This is a genomic window from Tritonibacter scottomollicae (genome assembly GCF_003003215.1).
Lineage (GTDB): Bacteria > Pseudomonadota > Alphaproteobacteria > Rhodobacterales > Rhodobacteraceae > Epibacterium > Epibacterium scottomollicae.
This window is the reverse complement of the sequence record NZ_PVUF01000021.1, coordinates 13,208-34,463: the sequence shown is the minus strand read 5'-3', so window position 1 is coordinate 34,463 and position 21,256 is coordinate 13,208. Positions and strand designations below refer to the sequence as shown.

Sequence of the window (21,256 nt, the reverse complement as noted above, 5' to 3'; positions counted from 1 at the left end):
GCCTGCCCTTGCGGGCAGGGGCCTCCGGCGGAGGTATTTGGGAAAAGATGAAGAAGGGGCGGATATGAGCATCCTTGTGTTTGGGGCAACCGGTCAGGTAGCCCGCGAGTTGGCGGATCATGAGGGGGTGACCTGTCTGGGGCGTGCGGGCGCGGATCTGTCTGACCCCGGCGCCTGTGCGGCCGCGATCCGCGATCACGCGCCGCAGGCGGTGATCAATGCCGCCGCCTATACGGCCGTCGACAAGGCGGAAGAGGAAGAAGACCTCGCCACGATCATCAATGCCGCCGCCCCCGGCGCGATGGCGGCGGCCTGCGTCCAGGCGGGGATTCCGTTTGTTCAGATCTCCACCGATTATGTCTTTGCCGGCACCGGCGAGGCGCCGTGGCAGACGGGTGATCCGGTATCCCCCCCCAATGCCTATGGCCGCAGCAAGCGCGCAGGTGAAGAGGCGGTGATCGCAGCGGGCGGAACCTATGCGATCCTGCGCACCTCCTGGGTGGTTTCGGCGCATGGGCATAATTTTGTAAAGACCATGCTGCTGCTGGGAGCAGAGCGCGACCGGCTGACCATTGTGGGCGACCAGATCGGCGCCCCTACACCGGCCCGCGACATTGCAGCTGCCTGCCTAAAAATGGCGCGTCAGTTGATCGCTGATCCGACAAAATCCGGTGTCTACCATATTCAGGGCGCTCCCCATGTCAGCTGGGCCGGTGTTGCGCGCGAGATTTTCAACCAGGCCGGGCTGGCCTGTGACGTGACCGATATTCCCACCTCCGATTACCCGACACCGGCGGTGCGTCCGCTGAATTCCCGGCTTGATTGCACCACGTTAGAGACTGGTTTTGGCATTCCGCAGCCTGATTGGCACAGCGGTTTGCGCGATATTCTGAAGGAGCTCAAAGAATGACCGAGCGCAAGGGCATCATTCTCGCCGGAGGCTCCGGCACCCGGCTCTATCCGATCACCATGGCTGTGTCGAAGCAGCTGCTGCCACTCTATGACAAGCCGATGATCTACTACCCGATCTCGGTTCTGATGCTGGCGGGCATTCGCGAGATTTGCGTCATCACCACGCCGCAGGATGCTGATCAATTCAAACGCTTGCTCGGCGATGGCAGCCAATGGGGCGTCAGCCTGACCTATGTGGAACAGCCCAGCCCAGATGGTCTGGCGCAGGCATTCATCCTGGCGGAAGAGTTCCTGAATGGCGCCCCCTCGGCGCTGGTGTTGGGCGACAATGTCTTCTTTGGGCACGGGCTGCCGGAGCTCTTGGCGGCGGCGGATTCCAAACCGGTGGGCGGGACCGTTTTTGGCTATCACGTCTCCGATCCCGAGCGTTACGGTGTGGTCTCTTTTGATGGCGAAGGCCGCGCGCAACAGATTATCGAAAAGCCCGATGTACCGCCGTCGAATTACGCAGTGACGGGGCTGTATTTCCTGGATGGAACCGCGCCTGCACGCGCCAAGGAGGTTCAGCCCTCCGCACGGGGCGAGCTGGAGATCACCGACCTGTTGCAGATGTATCTCGACGCGGGTCAGCTGTCGGTGGAGACCATGGGCCGCGGCTATGCTTGGCTGGACACGGGCACCCACGGCAGCCTCTTGGAGGCGGGCAACTTCGTGCGCACCCTGCATGAACGTCAGGGGCTGCAGACCGGCTGTCTGGAAGAGATCGCCTATCACGCCGGCTGGATCAGCCGTGACGCGCTGGCCGAGCGGGCGGAACTGTTCAAGAAAAACAGCTATGGGACCTATCTGAAGCGGCTTTTGAACTAAGGCGGAGCAGGGCCGCCATGAATTGCTGTTCCGGAGTAAGCAGCCCTTGGCGAGCGAGCCCGGGCGCGGCTGATGCAGCACCATGTTTCCCTGAGCCGCTACCTGCCGGAGCATTTGCGCAAGATCAACCGGCTGATCACCGCCGCGCCGCCAGAATTTCACTATTCAGGCTTAGTTATGGGGCTGCCTCGGCTCAGTGCCGATGACAGAGCTGGTCGCAGGGATTCGGACCAAGTGTAAAGTTGTAGCACTTAATAAAGACTGAAAAGAAATGGTTACCGAAACCTGAGCAGCTGGGATAGGTGGAATTTCTGCGCAACCCCAGCATGATGCTGCGAGCGCGGCTTTGATGATTTGACCGCCCCCTGACGGCATCGATGTGCCAAGGTGGGTCTGCGATGATCCACAAAGGAGGACGGTCACATCATCAAAGCCCAGCAAAACAGATGTGCCAAACTTTAGATTCGGATGGCTAGTTAAGTCACCTTATTTCTAGTCAGGTCACAAGGAAAGATGAGTACATGAAGAGCAGGGTGAGACCATTATGGATGTCGAAGCAGGGCACTGAAATCTCGCGCCCGTTTGTTCTCGGGGCCACCGGCCGCATCGGGTGGGCGCTGCGGTACCGCTGGGGGGCGGAGGCGGCGCTCTGGCAGACGCGGCGCAGGCAACCGGGGGCCCAGTGGCGTCTGTGTGATCCGCTTGGACAGCCGGGTGTGCTTGTGTCCGCCGCACAGGCCGCCGGGCAGATCCTCTGCCTAGCCGGATCCGTGCCGGGGCGTGGGGGCGATCTGCAGGACAACATCCGGCTGGCGAAGGCCGCAGTGCAGGCCGGGGCGGCCGCGGGCGTGCGGGTGGTGCTCGTGTCATCGGCGGCGGTCTATGGCGCGGGGCGGGGGCCTTTGACGGAAGAGACACCGTTGACCCCGGCCAATCCCTATGGCCTGGCCAAGACCGAGATGGAGACGGGGGCCTGCACCCTGGCCACAGAGCTGGGGGTGGAGGTTGCTGTGCTGCGCATCGGCAATATTGCAGGCTTTGATGCGATCCTGGGCGGATGGCGACCGGGGTTCCGTCTGGATCGTTTCACGGACGGCCGCACCCCCCGGCGCAGCTACATCGGGGTGCTGACACTGGCCGATGTGATCGCCGCCGTCCTTGCCGCTCCCGCCCTGCCTAGGGTGCTGAACATCGCACAACCCGGCCTGATCGAGATGGGCGCGCTGTTGCAGGCAGCGGGGCGGGATTTTGCAACAGTGCCCGCCCCGCAGAGCGCGATCGCGGAGGTGGCGCTTGACCTCTCACGCCTCAGCGGATTTCTGGCACCATGGATGTCACTGCCGGGGGCCGACCCGGCGCGGATGGTGGCGGAAATGGCCTTGTTAGATCCACATATGAAGGAAGCCTCCCGCCCATGACCTGGGACAAACGCCTGTTCGATCTGTTTTTTGTGACGCTGCTGATCGTGATCCTCGGACCGATCATGCTGGGCCTTCTGGCCTGGCTGTTGCTGAAGGAAGGCCGTCCGGTCTTTTACGTGGCAGAGCGGATGAAATGCGTGAACCGCCCATTTAGACTCTGGAAGCTGCGCACCATGACCGTTGTGGACGAAGACAGCGGTGTCTCGGGCGGCGATAAGGCTGCCCGGGTCACCAAGACCGGCGCCTGGCTCCGCTCAAAGCGGCTGGATGAGTTTCCACAGCTTTGGAACATCCTCAAGGGGGACCTGAGCTTTGTCGGCCCGCGCCCGCCACTCCGGCAATATGTGGAGGCGCATCCGGAGATCTATGCCGAGGTGCTAAAGTCGCGCCCGGGGGTGACCGGGCTGGCCTCGATCACCTATCACAAGCATGAGGCGATGCTGCTGGAGCGCTGCGCCACGCGCGAGGAGACCGATGCGGTCTATTCCCGCACCTGCGTGCCGGCAAAGGCGCGGCTGGACCTGATTTACCAGCGCCACCGGAACATGTGCTACGACTTCGACTTGGTGTTCCAGACCATCGGCAACCTGTTCCGGCGCGGGCGCTGAACTGCCCCTGCTTCGTCTCCATAATGGCCCTACCCTGCTCTGCATTGTACTCACCTGCCCTTGTGATCTGACTAGAAATAGGATGACTTAACTAGGTGTTTGATCCCACGGTTTAATGGTGCGATCCTTTCTCAGGCTTGGAAGGAAGCATTATGGGACAAGTTCGTCACGGGAGCGCCACGACAACGCACGCCGTCAGAGCTGCAATACAGCGATCGCAAGCTTCGCTCGCGCAGTTGAGCAAGGAATTGGGCATCAATCCCAAGACTGTCGCGAAGTGGCGCAAGCGGGCGACGGTGGAGGACTTGAAGACTGGGCCGAGGGAGCTTCGAGTATGGCAAGATCATCAAGGAGGCGGAGGCTGAGAGCGAACCCGAGGTTCTGGCGCGATGGCTGAACGAGTTGGACGGCAGTATCGCGGCGATTGGCCTGGAGGCTGGGCCTCTGTCGCAATGGCTGCACCGAGGGCTAACCGAGGCTGGCCTTGATACGGTGCTTATGGAAACGCGTCAGGTGAAAGGTGCGCATTCAGGAACTGGCAGAAGGTAACCCCATGCTGGAAACAGAAACGGCACCAATGCTGCGCGCCAGAGCAACGTTGCGATCGAAACTGGCAGCCCTTGAGAAACAGGTGCGTCAGCTCGCTCAGAATGATCCAGTGTGCCACCGTTTGATGACAATGCCGGGGATCGGTGCCGTTGTCGCACTGACTTTCCGCGCGGCTGTCGATGATCCGACACGCTTTCGATCTTCAAAGCGGGTTGGCCCCTGGGTTAGCCCGCCACCCTCACGCAACCAGTCCGGTGAACGGGACGTGTCAGGCGGCATCACCAAAGCTGGTGACGTCAATCTGAGGCGCGCATTGTGCCAGGCGGCAAGCGTCATGATGAACCGTGGCCGATCGACATGGTTGAGAACGTGGGGAGCCCAGCTTGCGCAGCGGCGCGGTCGGAAAATTGCGATGGTCGCCCTCGCACGCCGCATTGCGGTGATCCTTCACCGGATTTGGATCGATAACACAACCTTCCAGCCAGATGCCGCGCCGAACCTTGCCTGACCGGATGGCCCTTCACCCGTTGCCTGCTTGATCGCAGGCTGTCGAGGTCCCGCAGGGACGTGGTTCCGATGATGCCGTGGTCAGGACTGTCGCCGACAGAAGTCGAGCACGCCTATGAGATGGGCACATCGGAATTACATCGAACCCGCATCATGTTGGCAGCCGCCGCGCTGACCACGAACCGAAGCATGTACCCGAAGGACCTCAGCCGAAGGCAGCCAGAAAGCAGAGACAGGCAAAACCGATCCGAGCGAACTGCCTTGGCGGATCAATCAGACTGCGTAAAAATGCTTGACTGAGATGACCCCGTTACCGAAGTCCTGACCCTAAGACGAGCCCGCATTTCATGTTCTAAACGTTCTGCGTCAACGCATAAATTGAGATCAAACGACGCTTATCGCAGAGCCTCTTCATGAACCGCGATAGCCTCTTCCAGATCCTCGTAGTATTCTGCCTTTCCACCTTCGAGCACGACGCCTGCATTGCAGAACTTACGCACCTCATTCATGGAATGGTTGACCAGAATAGCAGAAGCAGCGCGCACCCGTTCGGCAAACACCGCCTGGCTCTTACGCTTGAACGCCTGATCGCCAACGGCGGTGACCTCGTCGACCAGATAGGTGTCGAACTTTATCCCCATTGAGGCGCCGAAGGTTAGCCGTGATTTCATACCGCTAGAATAGGTACGCATTGGCATGTGGAAAGAGCGGCCCAATTCGGCGAACTGTTCTACAAAATATACCAACTCATCGGTGTCCACTCCGTAGATGCGGGCAATGAACCGGACGTTTTCCGCTCCTGTCAGGTCACTGTGAAAGGAGGCTGCCAATCCCACCGGCCAGGAAATGGTGCCATTGCTCAGCACCCGTCCACCATCAGCGGGCAGAGTGCCAGAGATGATCTCCAGCAAGGTGGATTTTCCGGCCCCGTTTCGGCCCAATAACGCCACCGCGCTTCCGCTGGGCAGGGTCAATGTCAAATCATCAATCACTAGCTTGCGCTCGCCTTTAATCCAAAACGTCTTGGTCAGGTTCTCCAGCCGGATCATAATTGTTGCCTTACCGCCGGTCGCGGATCGAATAGTATACCAGAATCAGAATGGCCCATCCCATCAACAGAAACAGTCCCGCCAAGGTGGGAATCAGGTAGCGGCGTGGATATTCGGAAGCCTCTGCTCTAGTCGGATTGATATAGGTCGCGAGGTAGCGGCTCTGTCTGGTCACCTCGTCGCGGGCCAACTCCATAGAGGTCAGAGCCACGCGATAGGACTCCTCGGCGAACTCCCGATCAACAGTCAACCGCTCGAACTCGGAAATCAGCGCCGGATATGTTTCACCCGCACCGCCAGCCTCGACGGTATCGGAAGAAGCAAAGCTGGTGCGTTCTTGGTCGATCCGCTCGCGGATCACGATGATGCGACGCTCTGCGGTGGCCAGACGCGGGTCATCACCGCTGACGGTGCCCCGCAGAAGGTCGTATTGCACCAGAGCCTCGGCCAGTTGCTGCTGGAGGTTGTTCATCACCCCCATGCGCCCCTGGATATCAGCCGCCGGGTCGACGATGCGAGTACGGGTGCGAAACTGAACCATCGCCTCGCGGGCTTCCTTCAGTCGCTCCAGCGCCTCGGTCAGATCAGCGCGGGCATGGCGCATAGCGTCCTCGCGCGCCTGTTCGTTGAGGATGTTGATACGCGCCTGCGAATGTGCCACTATCTCTTTGGTGATCGCCTGTGCCATTTCGCGATCATAGGCCACCACCTGGATTTCGATCAGCCCTGATCCGCTATCATAAGATACGCTGACAATGCGGTGCCAGAACCAGGTCAGGTCCTCCACCGTTGCATCTGGCCAGATCGAAAAAGCCCAGTCCTTCGGCCAATGGGCAGAATAATGATCAATCATCCCTAGTTCGACGTTGATCTCTTGAGCGAGTTCCTGGCTCTGGATGAACTCATATAGTATATCACTGTCCACCCCAGTTCCCGCACCCGCACCGGCAAATTGTGCCAGTCCACCCAGCAGATCGGTCGCCGAGGCACCCTCTTGGCTGCGTACAATGAAACCCGCTCGGGAGACGTACTGATCTTCCGCTACGACAAAAAGATAAACCGAGATTGCAACCAGCGGTACAACAACCACCGCCAAGAAGCTCGCCAACACGCCCCAGTGCCGTTTTTTCATCTGAGCAGGTTGCGCCAGCGCTGGCACCGGCTTTTCCAAGATTCCCTTTTTGAGGGCCCGAACCTTTTCTTCGGCCGCCTGCGCTCGCTTACGAAGGGCAGCAATTTCCTTTTTGGTCTCCGTTGAAGGCGCAGAGGAGGCGGGGCGCTTTTTCTTCGCTGGCGCTACCTTTTGTTTGACCTCGGGCGCAGTCTTCTTCCTTGACGCACCCTCCGAACCGGAAGCCTGTACTTGTACATCGCCCGCAGATTTGATGGGGGATACATTATCGCTCACAACAGCATCGCTTTTTCAAAAGGTACCTTGCGCAAGTTATCACGAAAAATATGCCGAAGTTCAATGGGCAGGCGCCATGCCGACACCGGAAAGAGCTGTTTGTCTCCACTGGCCCGTTCCGTCATACTATGCCTCAAAGTACATGAATTTCCTGAGGGTTTGATGGCCGACTCCCCGCTGCCGCCTGTTCCACCTGCACTCACTCCGGTGCGTAACAGCCCCCGACGACTTGCGACTGCCCGAACAATAATCGCCCTGATCCTGCGCGAGATGTCAACGCGCTACGGACGCACCCCCGGTGGATATCTCTGGACAGTATTAGAACCACTGGCGGCCATCCTGTTTCTCAGCATCGGGTTTTCGCTTATGGTACGCGGCCCGTCCCTCGGCAACAGTTTTATCTTGTTCTATGCCACTGGCTACATGCCATTTGAAATCTATATGTCTCTCTCTCGCACCTGTCGGCAAGCGATCAGTTTTTCCAGACCACTGCTGCGCTACCCAGCAGTCACTTGGGTGGACGCCATGCTTGCCAGACTATTCCTCAATGGGCTTACAGGCGTGTTTAACACCTTTCTCTTGCTTGGCGGCATCCTGATCATAGTAGAAACCCAGACCATCCTGGATCCTGTACCAATCTTCTTTGCACTTTCACTCGCCATTTTACTGGGATTGGGGGTCGGATCCGTCAATGCAGTGCTCACAGCCTTTTTTCCGATCTGGGGCATCGTCTGGAACGTTGTGAACCGTCCATTGTTTATCGCCTCCGGAATCTTCTACTTGTATGATGAAATGCCCCGCTTTGCACAGGACATTTTGTGGTATAATCCGCTCATTCATATCGTGGGGCTAATGCGCAAAGGCTTCTATGCGTCCTATGCTGCTCCCTATGTTAGCGAAATCTACGTGCTGAGTATCGGCTTGGGACTGACGGCCTTCGGCTTTCTGCTGCTCGCCCGCTTCAACCGCGAGATACTAAACCGCTAACGCTTGGAAACTGTATATAAGTCAGCAACTTGCCGCCCAGAGTCCGCCTCCAAGCACATGCCACAAAGGGTCTAAAACACACAAACATGCTCCACCGCACAATGCGGAACACATCTGAAACAGAACTGACCAGAATGCCACATTTCTTCCCCGCAAAAACTGCAGGCGACTGCAATATTGACGCTTCGAGCATCGGCGGTATGGTGCGATCAAATACGCACCACCACCATCGACTGCCACTGAAACAAGGGCCTTTATGCTGAAACACTCGCTTCTGGCTGTCACTCTTGGCCTCGCTCTTTTTCCTGCCGCCTGCTCTCGCCTGCCCGGCGGAGCCCCTGCCAGCGAGGAAATCCTGAAATCAGCGGCCGATGCAGATGCGGATTTCGCGCTCTACACGGTGAAGCGCGCCTTTCTGCCCACCGTTGCCCATTGGCCCCCGACTGGCAAACAGGAGACCCTCGGCTGGATCAGGGCCAGTCGCGGCCCCAAAACCCAGATCATCCAACCCGGCGACCAGCTGACTTTGCGAATCTGGGACAGCAATGAAAGTTCACTGCTGAGCTCCGTCGGTCAGAAAATGGTACAGTTGCAAGACGTGCGGGTCTCTGCCAACGGCAATGTCTTTCTGCCCTATGTCGGCGAAAAGAACGTCAACGGCATGACTCCGGAACTGGCACGCGAAGAGCTGCAGGCCGCTCTGGAGGGGATAGTGCCCTCCGCCCAACTGCAACTCGACATGAAAGAAGGCCGCAACAACTCAGTCGATCTGGTGTCCGGTGTGGCGCGTCCCGGCACCTACCCGATGCCGGATCGCAATTATTCGGTGATGGGGCTGATTGCCGCCGGTGGTGGCATTTCCTCCAGTCTGAACAATCCACAGATCCGCTTGATGCGGGGCGGGCGCCTGTTCGGCACGTCGGTGGACAGCCTGCTGAACCATCCGCAAAAGGACACGCTGCTGCGCGGCGGCGACCGTGTCTTTGTCGAAGAAGACGAACGCTATTTCCTGTCGTTTGGGGCCACCGGCACCGAGGACCTGCATACGTTCACCAAGGATGACGTCTCGGCGATGGATGCGCTGTCGATCTCCGGCGGGTTTCAGGACAGCAAGGCCGACCCCAAAGGCCTGCTGATCCTGCGGGAATACCCGGCCTCTGCCGTGGCACCGGGGGTGCGGGGACCACGGCAGACCCGGGTGGTCTTCACCCTTGATCTGACCACGGCGGACGGGCTGTTCTCAGCGCGGAACTTCCAGATCAACCCCGGCGACCTGGTCATGGCCACCGAAAGCCCGATCAATGACGCTCTGACGATCTCCAACCTGATCGGCAATATCTTCGGTGTCTTCAGCCGCGCGGGTCTCTAACCCCAACGCCCCACCGCCAGACAGGCGAGACCATCGCCCGTCTGCGCAACGCCTGCGCCATCATAGCTGAGCGGCATGACGCTGCTGGCGCTGAGCGCGGTGGCGGCGACCATGCGCGGTGCACTCTCGGTCGAGGTCAGGCTCACCACCGGCAGTGCATCAAACGGCTGTGGAAAGCTCCAGCTGCCTCCCTGACACACCACCAGTTGCGCGCTGTCACGGACCCAGGCCCGCCAGCCTGCTGCGGTGTCAAAGAACAGCTAGGCCCCATCACTCCAGGCGGCCAACCGCCCCCCTGCCCGGCCCATGCCGTGTTGGTGCTAGCGCCGTTGGCATAGATTTCGCCCGCGCCGGGATCGGCAGGGGGGGCGTATCGCGCTCCAGCTCTTCGAGCACCAGTTGCACCACGAGATCGAGGCGGTGCAACGCGTCATTATGGGTCACATGTTTCTGCGCCTGCGCTGGCATCAGATAGGGCAGATCAAGACGGTCGGAACGCTGAGGAGACCTCGGAGGCATAACGGCTGGGGGCCCTTCGGCTACTGGCAATCTGCCGCCATCCTACCCGATGCGGCTGAAAACAGCGCCAAGAGGGCGCGCGCCTCGTTAACCGGAGCTTTCGTTTGAGCTCTGCCGGACGCAAAACGGGCCCCTGCAAAGCAGGGGCCCGTCTAAAACTGTCCTCACACCGGATGTGGCCGCATCGTCACGCCGCCAGCCTCCCCGGCTGGAATTAGTTGGTGGTGGTGGTGGTAGTATCTTCGTCGTCGTTCACGACCACGCCAACCACAACTGCTGCGGCAACAGCGGCTGCTGCGACACCCGCGGCACCCAGACCGCCGACGCCCAGACCGAGGCCTGCACCGGCACCTGCGCCAGCACCTGCGCCAGCTGCTGCACCAGCACCGGCACCGCCGGCACCGCCGCCACCTGCGGCTGCTGCACCCTGCTGCTGTGCCATTGCGCCGCTTGCGGCCATTACTGCGATTGCAGAAACTGCGAGAAACTTCTTCATAATGTAAAACTCCTGTGGAGACTTAGGATCCTTGGAAGCACTCTATGAGAGGGCTCCGTGTATTTCAACGTCCCCCATATCAGCTAGATCCTTACATTTCAGTTTTTATTTCGCCGTTGCCGAAAAAACGCGCGCGCTTTTGCCAATTCAGATCAATCCACCACCTGACGTGTGCGAATATAGCCAATACTTGGCCCCGCCCATTGCCGGGACTGCCGCACCCGTCCCCCTCGCGCATCAATCCAGTAGTCGTTGACCACCTCGCTCCCCGAATCATCGCTGCACCGTTCCTGCAGATATCGGGTCGGGTAGCTCCGCCCCACGATGTCCAGAGCAACGGTCCCCTGATCATGCAAATCACAGGCCAGCCGAACGCGATAGGAACCGCTGTCATCACCGCGGAACTCATAGAGTCGCGCCCCGCCGGAGGCCGGTCCCATGGCCCCCTGCCCGTCTGCAGGCACCGCCGCGGACAGCATCCCGCCCCGCAACCCCCGGGTCGAGATCAACATGCCATCGCGGAACCCAAAGCTGATGTTGTCCACCGTACGCCATAGCTCAATTCGGCCCGGCAGATCGTCGCTGCGGGCCAGCTGCAGGGTCACGTAATCGCGCAGCTCTTCCGTCTCGATCACCACTTCGATATGCGGATCCTCGATGCTGTCCAGCAGCGCCCGCGTCAGGGTTGGCGGCTGTGGCTTGCTGCCGCCCCCGAACCGCTGCTTGATCTGATCGCGGATCACCTGCCCGACTTCGATCTCCAGCGATTGGTCTTCGGGGCCCTGGGCGCAGGCCACCAGAAGGCTCAGCGCCGCAACGCCACCAAGACTGCGAAACAGATGTCTCATTCCCAGAACCTCGCGCGCTGGTCTTCCAGGCTCTTGCGATGGGTCACCCGCACCTGTTCGTAAAGCCGCCCCGGGACGCTCACACGTTGGCCACCGTCACGCTGCACCGGCCGGATCGTCAACCCGTAGGCATTGCGCGACGGCTTGCCCAGCAACCAGTTCAACGGAATGCTCAGCCGGATGCCCTTGTCAAAGGAGCCCTCGCCAAAATCATCGGCCGAGACATCCGTTAGCGTGAAGAACCCGCCCAAACGCCAGCCGTTGTTAAAGGTCCGCGTCAAGGACACCGTCCCACCGACATCTCCGGCCAGGTAGCGGCCCGCATCCACCTGCAGCAGGTAGTTCTTCGGCAGTTCAAGATAGGCAGAGGCATGTCCGGTCAGCACGTCGTAATCGCGAAAGCCCAACCGCTGGTCAAAATCGCGCTGTCGCACATAGTTCAATTCAGCCCCGAGCCCCAGACGGCTGTCGACTGGCTTCCACAACAGCTCGCCCGAGAGGCCACCATACATGCTCTCGAGATAGCCCACCGTGGCGCGGGCATAGAGGTTGCGCCCCGGCCTCCAGCGCCGCTCCAGATAGAGACGGTCCAGCGTGGTGTCGGCCTGGGCATATTCCCGTACATTGGTCCGAACCTGCGGCAGACGCGATGTGCCGGGACGGCCATCGGCCACATTGCCCCAGATCCGTTGTCGTATCGCCCCTGCCAGCTTCCAGCCCGGAGCCGGACTGTAGCTTGCCGTCAGATCCACGCCGACATCCAGTCGGAAGGGGACAGAGGGGTCGAAATAGGATGGCGACGTATAGGGGCTGAACGCGTAGGAGAAAGCCGGGTAAAGCTCTTCGGATTGCAACGCATCGGGCGCCGCCTGTCCGGCATCCTGCACCGTGGCAACCGCCCAGATCGCATCGGGGGCCTCGGGCGAGAACTCCAGCGCTTCCAGATCGGAGCGGCGCAGCACCACTGCCGACAGCCCAAGCCCCCCTGCCGTTGGCACGATGCGGAAAGTCTCGACCGAGGGGGGCAGGCTGCGCGCCATCGCCCGTGCCGTGCGCCCCACCGCCAATGCCGCAGAACGATATCTGGTGTTGCGGATACGCACTTCGGCCTTGGTGCCCTCCAGGGTCACGCTCTCCAGGATGAGACCATCCTGCTTCAGAGATTCGGCCAGCAGGTCCCGGGTCTTCAGCTTGGCCGTGCGGCTGCCCGCCCAGCTCTGTGCCCACATCGCCTCATCCGGCGCCCAGCTGCTGCGGGGCGCAACCGGAGACGGCGCCGGCACCTGCATCTTGGTCGCGGGATGGCGCGGGTTCATCTGGATCTGTGCCGAAATGCCAAATTCGGACCCGTAGAGATAATAGGCCCCCAGACGCAGCTGGCGGCTGGCCTGATATTCGACCCCAAAGTTGAAATCCGACTTGCGCTCGAAGGCCCGCGCACGTTCGGTTTCCATCGTATAGGCATCCGAGGAATATTCCGCCTTCACGCCCCATTTTCCATAAGTCCATTCCACCCCGGCAAAGGGGGCTACATCACCGCGGAACCATTGATCGGTGGAAAATTCACCGCCGGTATCACCAGACGTAAAACGGCCCCTGTCGCCGAGGGTTGCGATCACACCGCTGGAGCCGAAGCGCCCCCAGCCAAGCCCCGCGGTGACCTTCAACCTCCCCGGTAAAGCAGCGGGGTCGAACCGCTTGGTAGCAACGATATATTCGCTGCTAAACAGGCCGGTGCCCGCAAGATCCTGCAGCCCTACGGCAACGGCGGGACGATAGTGCCCCTCGTCCCAGAGACGGACCCGCACATCAAAGTTGCGGTCATAATAGGTCGCGAAACCAAACAGCAACTCGTCGGGATTGTTGTTTCGGATACCCGTATAGCGGAACCCCACGGTAACCCAGGGCAATACCTGTGCCTGCAGGTTCATCCGCCCCTGCCCCGCAAAGTAACCAACCGAAGGTGCAAGTTGCGCATCCGGCAGCATCTCGGCACTGGGCATATCGATCAGCCCCGGCGCCCCATAGAAGTTGAGGCTCGGCGTCTCGGGCCAGGCAAATCCCTGCGGCATGTTTTCCTCAGCTTGCAGGGCCTGCGGCAGCAACCCGGCCAGAACAACGGAAGGCAGCCGCATCAAAAAACGCCCGGTCAGGCGTGGCAGGGGCAGGGTCGGGGAAGTCACGCGGGGCAATCCTTGCTCATTCATCTGTCTGGTCCCCCCGGCCTCTACTGTCACCCGGGGCGGGCACATGTCTGTTGTCTCGCTTACTGCCCTACCCTTTGACGCCGATCAACGGTCAAAGCCGGTTTGTTGTGGTCTGTGGCACTCAGGACGTTTTCCGATGCAGGTCGGATTGCACATAGCCTTCGACCCACCGCAGGATGACCTGACGTGCGCCCTCTTCATCCCCGACAGCCACCGCCTGCCGCAGCGCGCGCAAGAATGCCGCCACCTCGATTTCCGACAGCGTCGCCTCGCGGGCACAGAAGATCTTGGGGTGAGCTGTGTGGATCAGTTCGGTGGACAGCGTCAGTTCCTCTTCCAGCTTCTCCCCCGGACGCAGGCCGATGATGTCGATGGCAATATCGCCCTCCGGATGATCCGCATCACGCACGCTGTATCCCGCGCTCTCGATCACCTGCCGGGCCAGCTGCAGGATCGACACCGGCTCGCCCATGTCGAGGACAAAGACCTCGCCCCCGCCAGCCTCGGCTCCGGCCTGCAACACCAGTTGCACCGCTTCGCGGATGGTCATGAAATAGCGTTTGACCCGCGGATCGGTCACGGTGATCGGGCCGCCACGGCTGATCTGTTCCTGAAACAGCGGAATGACCGAGCCCGAAGAGCCCAGGACATTGCCGAACCTCACCATGGTGAACACCGTCTTTGCCCCCGGACTATGCGCAAGGGTGCGGGTGGCCATGTCCTGGATGATCAGCTCCGCCATGCGTTTGGAGGCCCCCATCACATTGGTCGGGCGCACCGCCTTGTCAGAGGAGATCAGGATAAAACGCTCCACCCCGAATTCCGCCGCCGCCCGTGCCAGCGTCTGGGTGCCAAAGACATTGTTGGCCAGCCCCGGCAGCGGGTTTGCCTCCACCAGGGGGACATGTTTATAGGCCGCCGCATGCAGCACCACCTGCACCCCGTGACGCTCCAGCACCCGGCGCACCTGACGGGGATCGGTGACCGACCCCAGCACCGGCACCAGCTCGATATCGGTGCCGCTCACCCGCTGCGACAGTTCCTGATGGATGGTGTAAAGCGCCAGTTCCGAAAGCTCGTACAGCACCAGCTTGGTCGGATGGCAGGCGAGGATTTGCCGGCTGAGTTCAGAGCCGATCGAGCCACCGGCCCCAGAGACCAGCACCACCCAGCCCGCATAGGACTCCGCACAGCCCTGCAACGACACATCGCAAGCATCGCGGCTGAGAAAGCTTTGCGGGGGCACCGGCGTCAGCTTGTCGACCAGCGCCTCTTCGCCGATAAGCTGAGCAAAGGAAGGCAGGGCCTGCACTTCCAGCCCCAACGCCTGCAACCGCTGAATGATCTGCGCCTGTTTTGGCTGACTGTGCGATGGCATCGCCAGCAGCACCCGTTTGACATTGCGGGCCTTCACCATCTCGGAAATGCGGGAGGGCGCATAAACCGGCAATCCCATCAGGGTCAGCCCCTGCAGGGATTTGTTGTCATCCACGAAGGCCACCGGATCGATTCCCTCATGAGAGCGCAGCGCCTGCGCCAGCTGGGTTCCGGTATTGCCCGCGCCATAGATCAGCACCCGTGCCCGAGGCCGTGCCCGGCGATAGAGGGCCAGAACCACCTGCAGCATCAGAGCGCGGGTGCCCACCATCAGCAGCAGATAGATAAGGCCAAAGACCACATGCACGCCTGGCGGGAGCTCGGGCCCAAAGACAGCGCAGAGCGCGGCCTCCGCCGAAGCCACCACGATGGCAAGGACGGCCGTCTGGCTGACCGCGTGGCGTTCATAGGCAATCAGTTGAACCTTCGGCAGCCCCAGCCAATAGGACACCCCCGCGGCCAACAGCAGGATATAGGGCAACACCGGCAGCATTTGCCCCAGCAGCGTTAGCGCAGAAATCGGCATGTCCTGCAGCAGAAAGGCAAACAGCAGTGCCAGCGGAAGCAACAGCAAATCCAGCGCTAGGAAAATCGTCGCCTTGCTCTGACGCGACAGCCGCTCCACAATTTTCAACATGCTTGCCACCTCACTGTCGGCGCTCTCCCCGGTGTCCCGTCGTTCTATGTAACCTGGGCTGCTCGAAAGGTCTGAACAAAATCCCAAGTGCCCGATGCCCATACTTAGCATCTGAAGTATCACACACCATAGGCTTCCCGCGACTGAACATAAAACTACGATATTTCCCTGCGCGTTGTCGTTAATCTGCACACGCATCGGCAGAGTCACGCCACTGAAGCCCAAGGATGCATCAAGAAAATGCCAACCACCCGCGAGTTTGATCATCTCTCGATCCACCGCACGATAGGTCAACCTTCCTGCCGCATTGTTTCGCGCGCGAAACAATAGGTCAGTACTACTTACCCAATGTTTCGCGCGCGAAACAATAGGTCACACATGCTGACCTATATTGCATCCCACTCACAGGCTCTTTCAGGAGCAGCTCACATCACCTGTCAGAGTCTCAAAACGAAGAAACGCGCCCCCGAAGGGACGCGCCTGACAAGTCGAAACCTCTGAGAAATGCGGGCTCAGCGGGTCGCGAGCCAGGCCTTCAAATCCGCCATCAGATCCGGCGTCACCCCGTCACCGCTCAACTCGATCTTCTGAGCCTCTTCCGCAAAGGCAAGCCGCACACCAGGCGCGGCTTGCAAGTTGACCCGCTGCCCTGAGACAACAGGAGTGCTGCGCGGCGGAGCAGGAGGGGTGGGAACGGTCAACGCAGCAGACGGAGCAGCAGGCGGAGGAGAAGAGGGGGGCAGGTCAGGCTCTAATACGGGCGGTAGACTCCCATTCCAGGCCTCCAGATGCATTTGCAACACGTAGATTTCCTCGGCCCCGTCTTTGCAGTGAGAGGTCCGCAGGTTTTCGGCCAGCTCCTCGCCGAGCTGTGGGTTTTCTTCGATCCTGCGGGCCAGCCCCAAGCCCAGCTTTTCAGGAATGGCGGTGGGGTAGCGCAACACCTCGTCCAGCGCTTCGACCAGGGTAACAAAGCTGGCGATTTTTGACCGCTTGGCGCGGGGCACGTTCTGGAACAAGCCCAGCAACGCCTTGCGCTGGTCTGGATAGATGCCCTCGGCCAGCGCCCGCATGGCGATGCGCGCGCGTTCATAATGGCTGAGATTGACCCGGATCTCGTTTTCCTCGACCATCGCCAGATAGGCATCGGCGGCGCTGTCGGGGCGCACCACCAGCGCCTTCACGCTGGCGAATTTAGAGTCTGAAGTCTCTTCATAGAGTCTGCGCAACGCGGTCAGACGACGCCAGCCGGAGATCAGCCCATGGGTCTTGCCCCCAGCCGCGCCGTCCCGTTTGACCACTTCGATCGGCGTCTGCTGGCCGCGGGCGCGGATCGAGTCCATCAGCGCCCGCATGTCCTCCTCGTCCTGCACGATGCGGTCGCGCACCAGATAGGTCTCGTCCACCGCTGCCAGCGGCAGCTCCTCGATCATCAACCCCTTGGCACGGGCGTTTTCCAGCACACCGGACAACTCCTCCAGCGCCGCGGCGGCAGAGGTGTCCGAGGCCACTTGGGCGATCGGCGCCGCGCCCACCGACAGCGGACCGGGCGAAAGGGCAGGGCCCGTCTCACTGGCGCTCAGATAGGTGGGCTGGGCCGGGGTCAGCCGTTTGCGTTTTGCCATTCTCGTCGTCCTTCCTCATGGGCCATGACCGGGGCGAGGCGCCTCCAGTATCGCAGCCGCATCCTAACCCGGCCTCAGAAGGCCGCGCGCTCCGCCTGCAACGCCAGTTCCTCACGCCGCCAGACGCCGTTGAGCAGCCGTTTGAAGGCAGCATAAGTCTCATCAAACGTCTCACGCCCGCGGGCATAGGTCTCGCGGTTGAAGTCGCGGTAATCCGCCTCGTAGATGCCATTGACCTGCTCGCCGGCCTGACCGATCAGCGCGGTGTAATCCTGCCGGTGCGGCGACAGGGTCGGGCCCATATAGGCCTGCACCAGCCCCGCCAGCTCGCCCTGCTGGGCGCCGTCATAGCGGGTGATCACCGCGCGCACCGCATCCCATTCAAAGCCGATCTCGGGTCGGCCAAGGGCACGGGCGGCGAGGTTCTCCCCCTCCTCGATCGAGGCGAAGGTGGAATGCAGCATGTCAAAGAACCGGCCTGTAGAATCGAACTCCAGAAACGACGCCCCCATCGGCACCAGCAGGATATCAGCGGCCGAAAGCCCGTTGATGGTCAGGTAGCCAAGCGCCGGCGGCGTGTCGATAAAGACCACATCGTATTGATCCAGCACCCCGTCTGCCTCCAGCCGGTCGGTGAGCGCATCCCACAATTTCCACGAGCGTGCCGCCATGCGCCAGACCGGGATCTGGAACTCCGCCCAATAGAGGTTCAGCTGGGCGCCAATGAGATCGATGTTGGGCCAGTGGGTCGGCTGGATCACATCCGCCGCCGTCATCTCCATCGCAGCGGTCAGGCTTTCGTCCAGCGGCTGGGGGGCATCGCCGCGATCAAGACGGCGCTGGTTTTCCAGCCGCAGATGTTCGCCGTAGTGGCGGGCCAGCAGCGGAAAGGCTGTCTTCCATTCGTCCTCGACCTTGCCGCCAAAGATCGAGGTCATGGAGCCTTGAGAATCCAGATCCACCACCAGCACCTTGTAGCCGTCCAGCGCCGCCGACATCGCCAGATGCGCCGCGGTTGAGGTCTTGCCGACGCCGCCCTTGAAGTTGGCCACGGCGACGAGTTTTGCCGGCAAGCCTTCGGGGCGGTAGGGCAGGTAGTTCTTGGCCTTGGACCCTTGCGCGGCAAAAAACGCACGCAGCCGCAACACCTCGTCGAGGGTGAACCACTTGGCGCCGCCTTCGGTTTCGGACCGGCCCTGCGGCAGTTCCGGGTTGGCTTTCAGCACCCGGCGGAAATGGGCCTGCGCCACCGGGATCAGGTAGCGGGTGATCTCCCAGGTGGAGAACAGGCGCAGGGATTTGGCGCCTTCCTCATTGAGACCCCGGCTGGCCAGATCGGCGCGACCGCGGGTGCAGCCTTCGGCGATCTCGGCAAAGCGCGCGGTGTCGGTCGGCTGGTCCAGATCTGCCATCGCAGCGTCGGGATCAATGTTGAAATAGGGGGGCAGGGCGCTGCCTGCCTTGCTGTGGATATCTTTGGCCATCCTGCCTTTGCCTCATGCTGGAAGGAAGCGGCTTGTCCTGCCCGGTTCTCCTTCCGAGCTTGGGCACAGCCGCCTCATGTATCGCCTTTTCCTCAAGATAGCAGAAAAGGTGGCAGGTGGAAGCATTATGATGACATGGCTGTATTTTTCTAAGCAAATCCGTGTCTTGCGACGGGCCGGGGCGGCGGATTTTGGGCACATTTGGCAGGCCTGAAAAAAACCTAGCTTGTTATTAATGTGTTATTTCTAGTTAAGGCAGGACATGGCGTTCTGCAAAGCCCTTTTTTCATTGGCTCATTGCATGATTTTGACGGATCACGTGACTCTGAAACCCCGATAAAGTGACTCCGAACCCCCGACGTGCTGACTCTGAACCCCCGTTGTGCGGGGCTGTGGATAACCATAGGGTGGGTGTAATCAAAACCACGAACCCGAATCCGGTGATACAGCGGATCGGCAACCGTGGAACAGGCAGAGCAGTGAGACCGATATCATGACCAGCGCGGTGAGCGAGACCGGAGGCTATCCGCCGGAGGGGCAGGGGGCTTATTTCCTCTGTGATATCTTTGATGCGATGCCCAAGAACGACCTCGCCTCGATGGAGCATCCGCTGTTCAGCCTGGGCACACGGCCCGACCGGCGCATCCTGAATTATGAACACAATGGCGCCGAGATTACCGTGACCCCTTCGGTCAAGGGGTTGGCGACGATCCATGACAAGGACATCCTGATCTTCTGTGTCAGCCAGCTGATGGCGGCGCTGAACGCGGGGCGTCAGGTGAGCCGCACTCTGCATCTGACCGCGCATGATCTCCTGGTGGCCTGCAACCGGGAGACCTCGGGCGATGCTTATCGCCGCCTGCGCGAGGCGTTTGAGCGGCTGGCGGGCACCCGCATCACCACCAATATCACCACCGGCGGGCAGGAGGTCACCTCGGGCTTTGGCCTGATCGACAGCTGGGAGATCGTGCGCAAGGCGCGTGGTGGTCGCATGGTCTCGGTGGCGGTGACGCTCTCGGACTGGCTCTACCGGGCGGTGCTGTCGAAATCGGTGCTGACGCTGAGCCGGGAGTATTTCCGCCTGCGCAAACCCCTGGAGCGGCGAATCTACGAGTTGGCGCGCAAGCACTGTGGCCGTCAGGACAGCTGGCAGATTTCGGTGGAAACCCTGCTGAAGAAATCCGGCTCCGCCAGTCCGCGCCGGGTGTTCCGCAAGATGATCCGCGACATGATCGAGGCCCAGCCGTTGCCGGATTACAAGATGACGGAGCTGGAAGGTGACATCATCCGCTTTGCCCAGAAGGCGGCCGTGGTCGAGGGCCCGCCGCCGGTGGTGTCGGAGGCCGCCCGCGACGAGGCCCGCCGCCTGATCCCCGGTGTCGATGTGCATGGGCTGGAGGCCGACTGGCGCGCGGTCTGGGCCAAATCTGGCGGCCCGCGCCTGCGCAAACCCGATGCGGCGTTTCTGGGCTGGGTACGCAAGCGGGCAGATGCTTGATACCATAGGTGCAACACTAAGAATTTTCCGATTTAATTTCTCACTTAGCATGTGCGCATGTCGGCGTGAGCAATATTTCTAGAGGTCCCCAGCCCGGGCCTCGTGCATTTGCAACTTGCGGAAAAAACCGGACGGGCGGGAGACAGGATGTCAGACCTGCGAGCCAAGGCCAGCTACCCATAGCTCAAGGGTGGCGAATACTCCAACAGCCTTAGCATCAAAGTGAGGACCCTCTGACATGTCATTCTGGCAAGAGCTGCGAACATGGGGCCATCTGAATGCGCACTCTATTGGCGCAGATTTGAACCTAGATGCATTGCAGTATTCGCTGCGCATGGTCGACGAGGACACGCTGGAGGTACCGCGGTTTCACAATGGCTGGTTGCGGCTTGGAGCCTGATTCTATTTCTTCCTGATGATGTTCTTTGTGGTGCTGTCTTGGTGGGAGCAGAAAAATCTGTGGGGAAACATTCAGATCTAGCAGAACTCTGAGAATTACTTCGAGGGGCAATATGAGACATGGAGGGGGCATGGTGCAAGATACAAGCTTTCCAGAATTCTACTCTGACATGATGGAAGGTCATGGTGACCGCTGGATCGGCGATACGCTTGCAAATCCGCCTTCATCCCTCTCATGACCGCACTGATTGGCGATGTTGGTCCAGAATTTTCAGTCTGCCCGCTTGGTGGTCAAGCCGCACGGAGAAAATGCTCCAGTGTCATCGCGTGGCCGAGGAGGCCCAGGTCAGCGAAGCCTTGCGGCGCAAGGCAAACGGAATGGACTGATCGCGGCATGTCCCAGTGTGGCATGTGGTTTCCGGCTGTTTGTTGTGCATGTAAGGTGCAAGCGCCGCGCAGCGGCCAATCGCGTCGAGAGAGAGCAGGGGA

At 60.6% G+C, this 21,256-nt stretch carries 19 protein-coding genes and 2 pseudogenes; 10 read left to right on the top strand and 11 right to left on the bottom strand.

The window, feature by feature from the left end; all coding sequences use genetic code 11:
• Positions 1-64 precede the first annotated feature (64 nt).
• From rfbD to CLV89_RS20230, 6 genes and pseudogenes are all read left to right on the top strand, one after another.
• Positions 65-910, top strand: coding sequence for a dTDP-4-dehydrorhamnose reductase (rfbD, locus tag CLV89_RS20255; protein WP_106165431.1), 846 nt, complete (start codon positions 65-67; stop codon positions 908-910).
• Positions 907-1,779, top strand: a complete 873-nt coding sequence (gene rfbA, locus CLV89_RS20250; RefSeq protein WP_106165430.1) for a glucose-1-phosphate thymidylyltransferase RfbA — start codon at positions 907-909, stop codon at positions 1,777-1,779. The genes rfbD and rfbA overlap by 4 nt, the downstream gene beginning before the upstream one ends.
• A 548-nt stretch (positions 1,780-2,327) precedes the next feature.
• On the top strand, positions 2,328-3,197 hold the full coding sequence (locus tag CLV89_RS20245; RefSeq protein WP_106165429.1) for an NAD-dependent epimerase/dehydratase family protein: 870 nt from the start codon (positions 2,328-2,330) through the stop codon (positions 3,195-3,197).
• The gene (locus CLV89_RS20240; protein ID WP_106165428.1) at positions 3,194-3,808 is read left to right on the top strand and encodes a sugar transferase; all 615 of its coding nucleotides are present in this window, start codon (positions 3,194-3,196) and stop codon (positions 3,806-3,808) included. The genes CLV89_RS20245 and CLV89_RS20240 overlap by 4 nt, the downstream gene beginning before the upstream one ends.
• A 152-nt stretch (positions 3,809-3,960) precedes the next feature.
• A pseudogene (locus tag CLV89_RS23005) lies at positions 3,961-4,131 on the top strand (helix-turn-helix domain-containing protein); the annotation flags it as partial.
• Positions 4,121-4,865 (top strand): annotated as a pseudogene (locus CLV89_RS20230) (IS110 family transposase). The pseudogenes CLV89_RS23005 and CLV89_RS20230, both read left to right, overlap by 11 nt.
• A 394-nt stretch (positions 4,866-5,259) precedes the next feature.
• Here CLV89_RS20230 and CLV89_RS20225 read toward each other — a convergent pair.
• From CLV89_RS20225 to CLV89_RS23165, 3 genes are all read right to left on the bottom strand, one after another.
• Positions 5,260-5,913, bottom strand: coding sequence for an ABC transporter ATP-binding protein (locus CLV89_RS20225; RefSeq protein WP_106165427.1), 654 nt, complete (start codon positions 5,911-5,913; stop codon positions 5,260-5,262).
• A gap of 10 nt (positions 5,914-5,923) precedes the next feature.
• Positions 5,924-7,084, bottom strand: coding sequence for a KpsE/RkpR family capsule polysaccharide export protein (locus tag CLV89_RS20220; RefSeq protein ID WP_243395098.1), 1,161 nt, complete (start codon positions 7,082-7,084; stop codon positions 5,924-5,926).
• Positions 7,085-7,317: 233 nt separating this feature from the next.
• The gene (locus CLV89_RS23165; protein ID WP_279327915.1) at positions 7,318-7,446 is read right to left on the bottom strand and encodes a hypothetical protein; all 129 of its coding nucleotides are present in this window, start codon (positions 7,444-7,446) and stop codon (positions 7,318-7,320) included.
• 37 nt (positions 7,447-7,483) lie between these two features.
• Between CLV89_RS23165 and CLV89_RS20215 the strand changes: the two genes are divergently transcribed.
• Positions 7,484-8,308 (top strand): ABC transporter permease, encoded by an 825-nt coding sequence (locus CLV89_RS20215; protein WP_106165426.1) that lies wholly within the window; start codon positions 7,484-7,486, stop codon positions 8,306-8,308.
• A 256-nt stretch (positions 8,309-8,564) separates the two neighbouring features.
• Positions 8,565-9,677, top strand: a complete 1,113-nt coding sequence (locus CLV89_RS20210; RefSeq protein ID WP_106165425.1) for a polysaccharide biosynthesis/export family protein — start codon at positions 8,565-8,567, stop codon at positions 9,675-9,677.
• On the opposite strand, the gene CLV89_RS22680 is transcribed toward CLV89_RS20210, so the two are convergent.
• The 8 genes from CLV89_RS22680 to CLV89_RS20175 all read right to left on the bottom strand — a co-directional run bounded on the left by CLV89_RS22680 (position 9,674) and on the right by CLV89_RS20175 (position 18,870).
• Positions 9,674-9,880: a hypothetical protein gene (locus tag CLV89_RS22680; RefSeq protein ID WP_106165424.1), complete on the bottom strand. Its 207-nt coding sequence runs from the start codon at positions 9,878-9,880 to the stop codon at positions 9,674-9,676. The genes CLV89_RS20210 and CLV89_RS22680 overlap by 4 nt on opposite strands.
• A 67-nt stretch (positions 9,881-9,947) precedes the next feature.
• The gene (locus CLV89_RS22355; protein WP_243395097.1) at positions 9,948-10,196 is read right to left on the bottom strand and encodes a DUF2793 domain-containing protein; all 249 of its coding nucleotides are present in this window, start codon (positions 10,194-10,196) and stop codon (positions 9,948-9,950) included.
• Between the two features lie 214 nt (positions 10,197-10,410).
• A complete protein-coding gene (locus CLV89_RS22465) occupies positions 10,411-10,692 on the bottom strand; it encodes a hypothetical protein (RefSeq protein WP_133166763.1) in 282 nt (93 codons plus the stop codon).
• A gap of 152 nt (positions 10,693-10,844) precedes the next feature.
• Complete coding sequence (locus tag CLV89_RS20195; RefSeq protein ID WP_106165423.1) at positions 10,845-11,540, bottom strand: YjbF family lipoprotein; 696 nt, start codon at positions 11,538-11,540, stop codon at positions 10,845-10,847.
• On the bottom strand, positions 11,537-13,675 hold the full coding sequence (locus CLV89_RS20190; RefSeq protein ID WP_106165437.1) for a YjbH domain-containing protein: 2,139 nt from the start codon (positions 13,673-13,675) through the stop codon (positions 11,537-11,539). The genes CLV89_RS20195 and CLV89_RS20190 overlap by 4 nt, the downstream gene beginning before the upstream one ends.
• 193 nt (positions 13,676-13,868) lie before the next feature.
• Positions 13,869-15,761 carry a polysaccharide biosynthesis protein gene (locus CLV89_RS20185; protein WP_106165422.1) on the bottom strand — a complete coding sequence of 631 codons (1,893 nt, stop codon included), beginning with the start codon at positions 15,759-15,761 and terminating at the stop codon, positions 13,869-13,871.
• Positions 15,762-16,273: 512 nt separating this feature from the next.
• A complete protein-coding gene (locus CLV89_RS20180) occupies positions 16,274-17,386 on the bottom strand; it encodes a ParB/RepB/Spo0J family partition protein (protein ID WP_106165421.1) in 1,113 nt (370 codons plus the stop codon).
• Positions 17,387-17,460: 74 nt separating this feature from the next.
• Entirely contained in the window at positions 17,461-18,870 is a 1,410-nt protein-coding gene (locus CLV89_RS20175) for an AAA family ATPase (protein WP_106165420.1), read from the bottom strand.
• A gap of 493 nt (positions 18,871-19,363) precedes the next feature.
• Between CLV89_RS20175 and CLV89_RS20170 the strand changes: the two genes are divergently transcribed.
• Complete coding sequence (locus CLV89_RS20170; RefSeq protein WP_106165419.1) at positions 19,364-20,368, top strand: replication initiator protein A; 1,005 nt, start codon at positions 19,364-19,366, stop codon at positions 20,366-20,368.
• A 238-nt stretch (positions 20,369-20,606) separates the two neighbouring features.
• Positions 20,607-20,768 (top strand): hypothetical protein, encoded by a 162-nt coding sequence (locus CLV89_RS22675; protein WP_165798167.1) that lies wholly within the window; start codon positions 20,607-20,609, stop codon positions 20,766-20,768.
• The last annotated feature ends 488 nt before the right edge of the window (positions 20,769-21,256 follow it).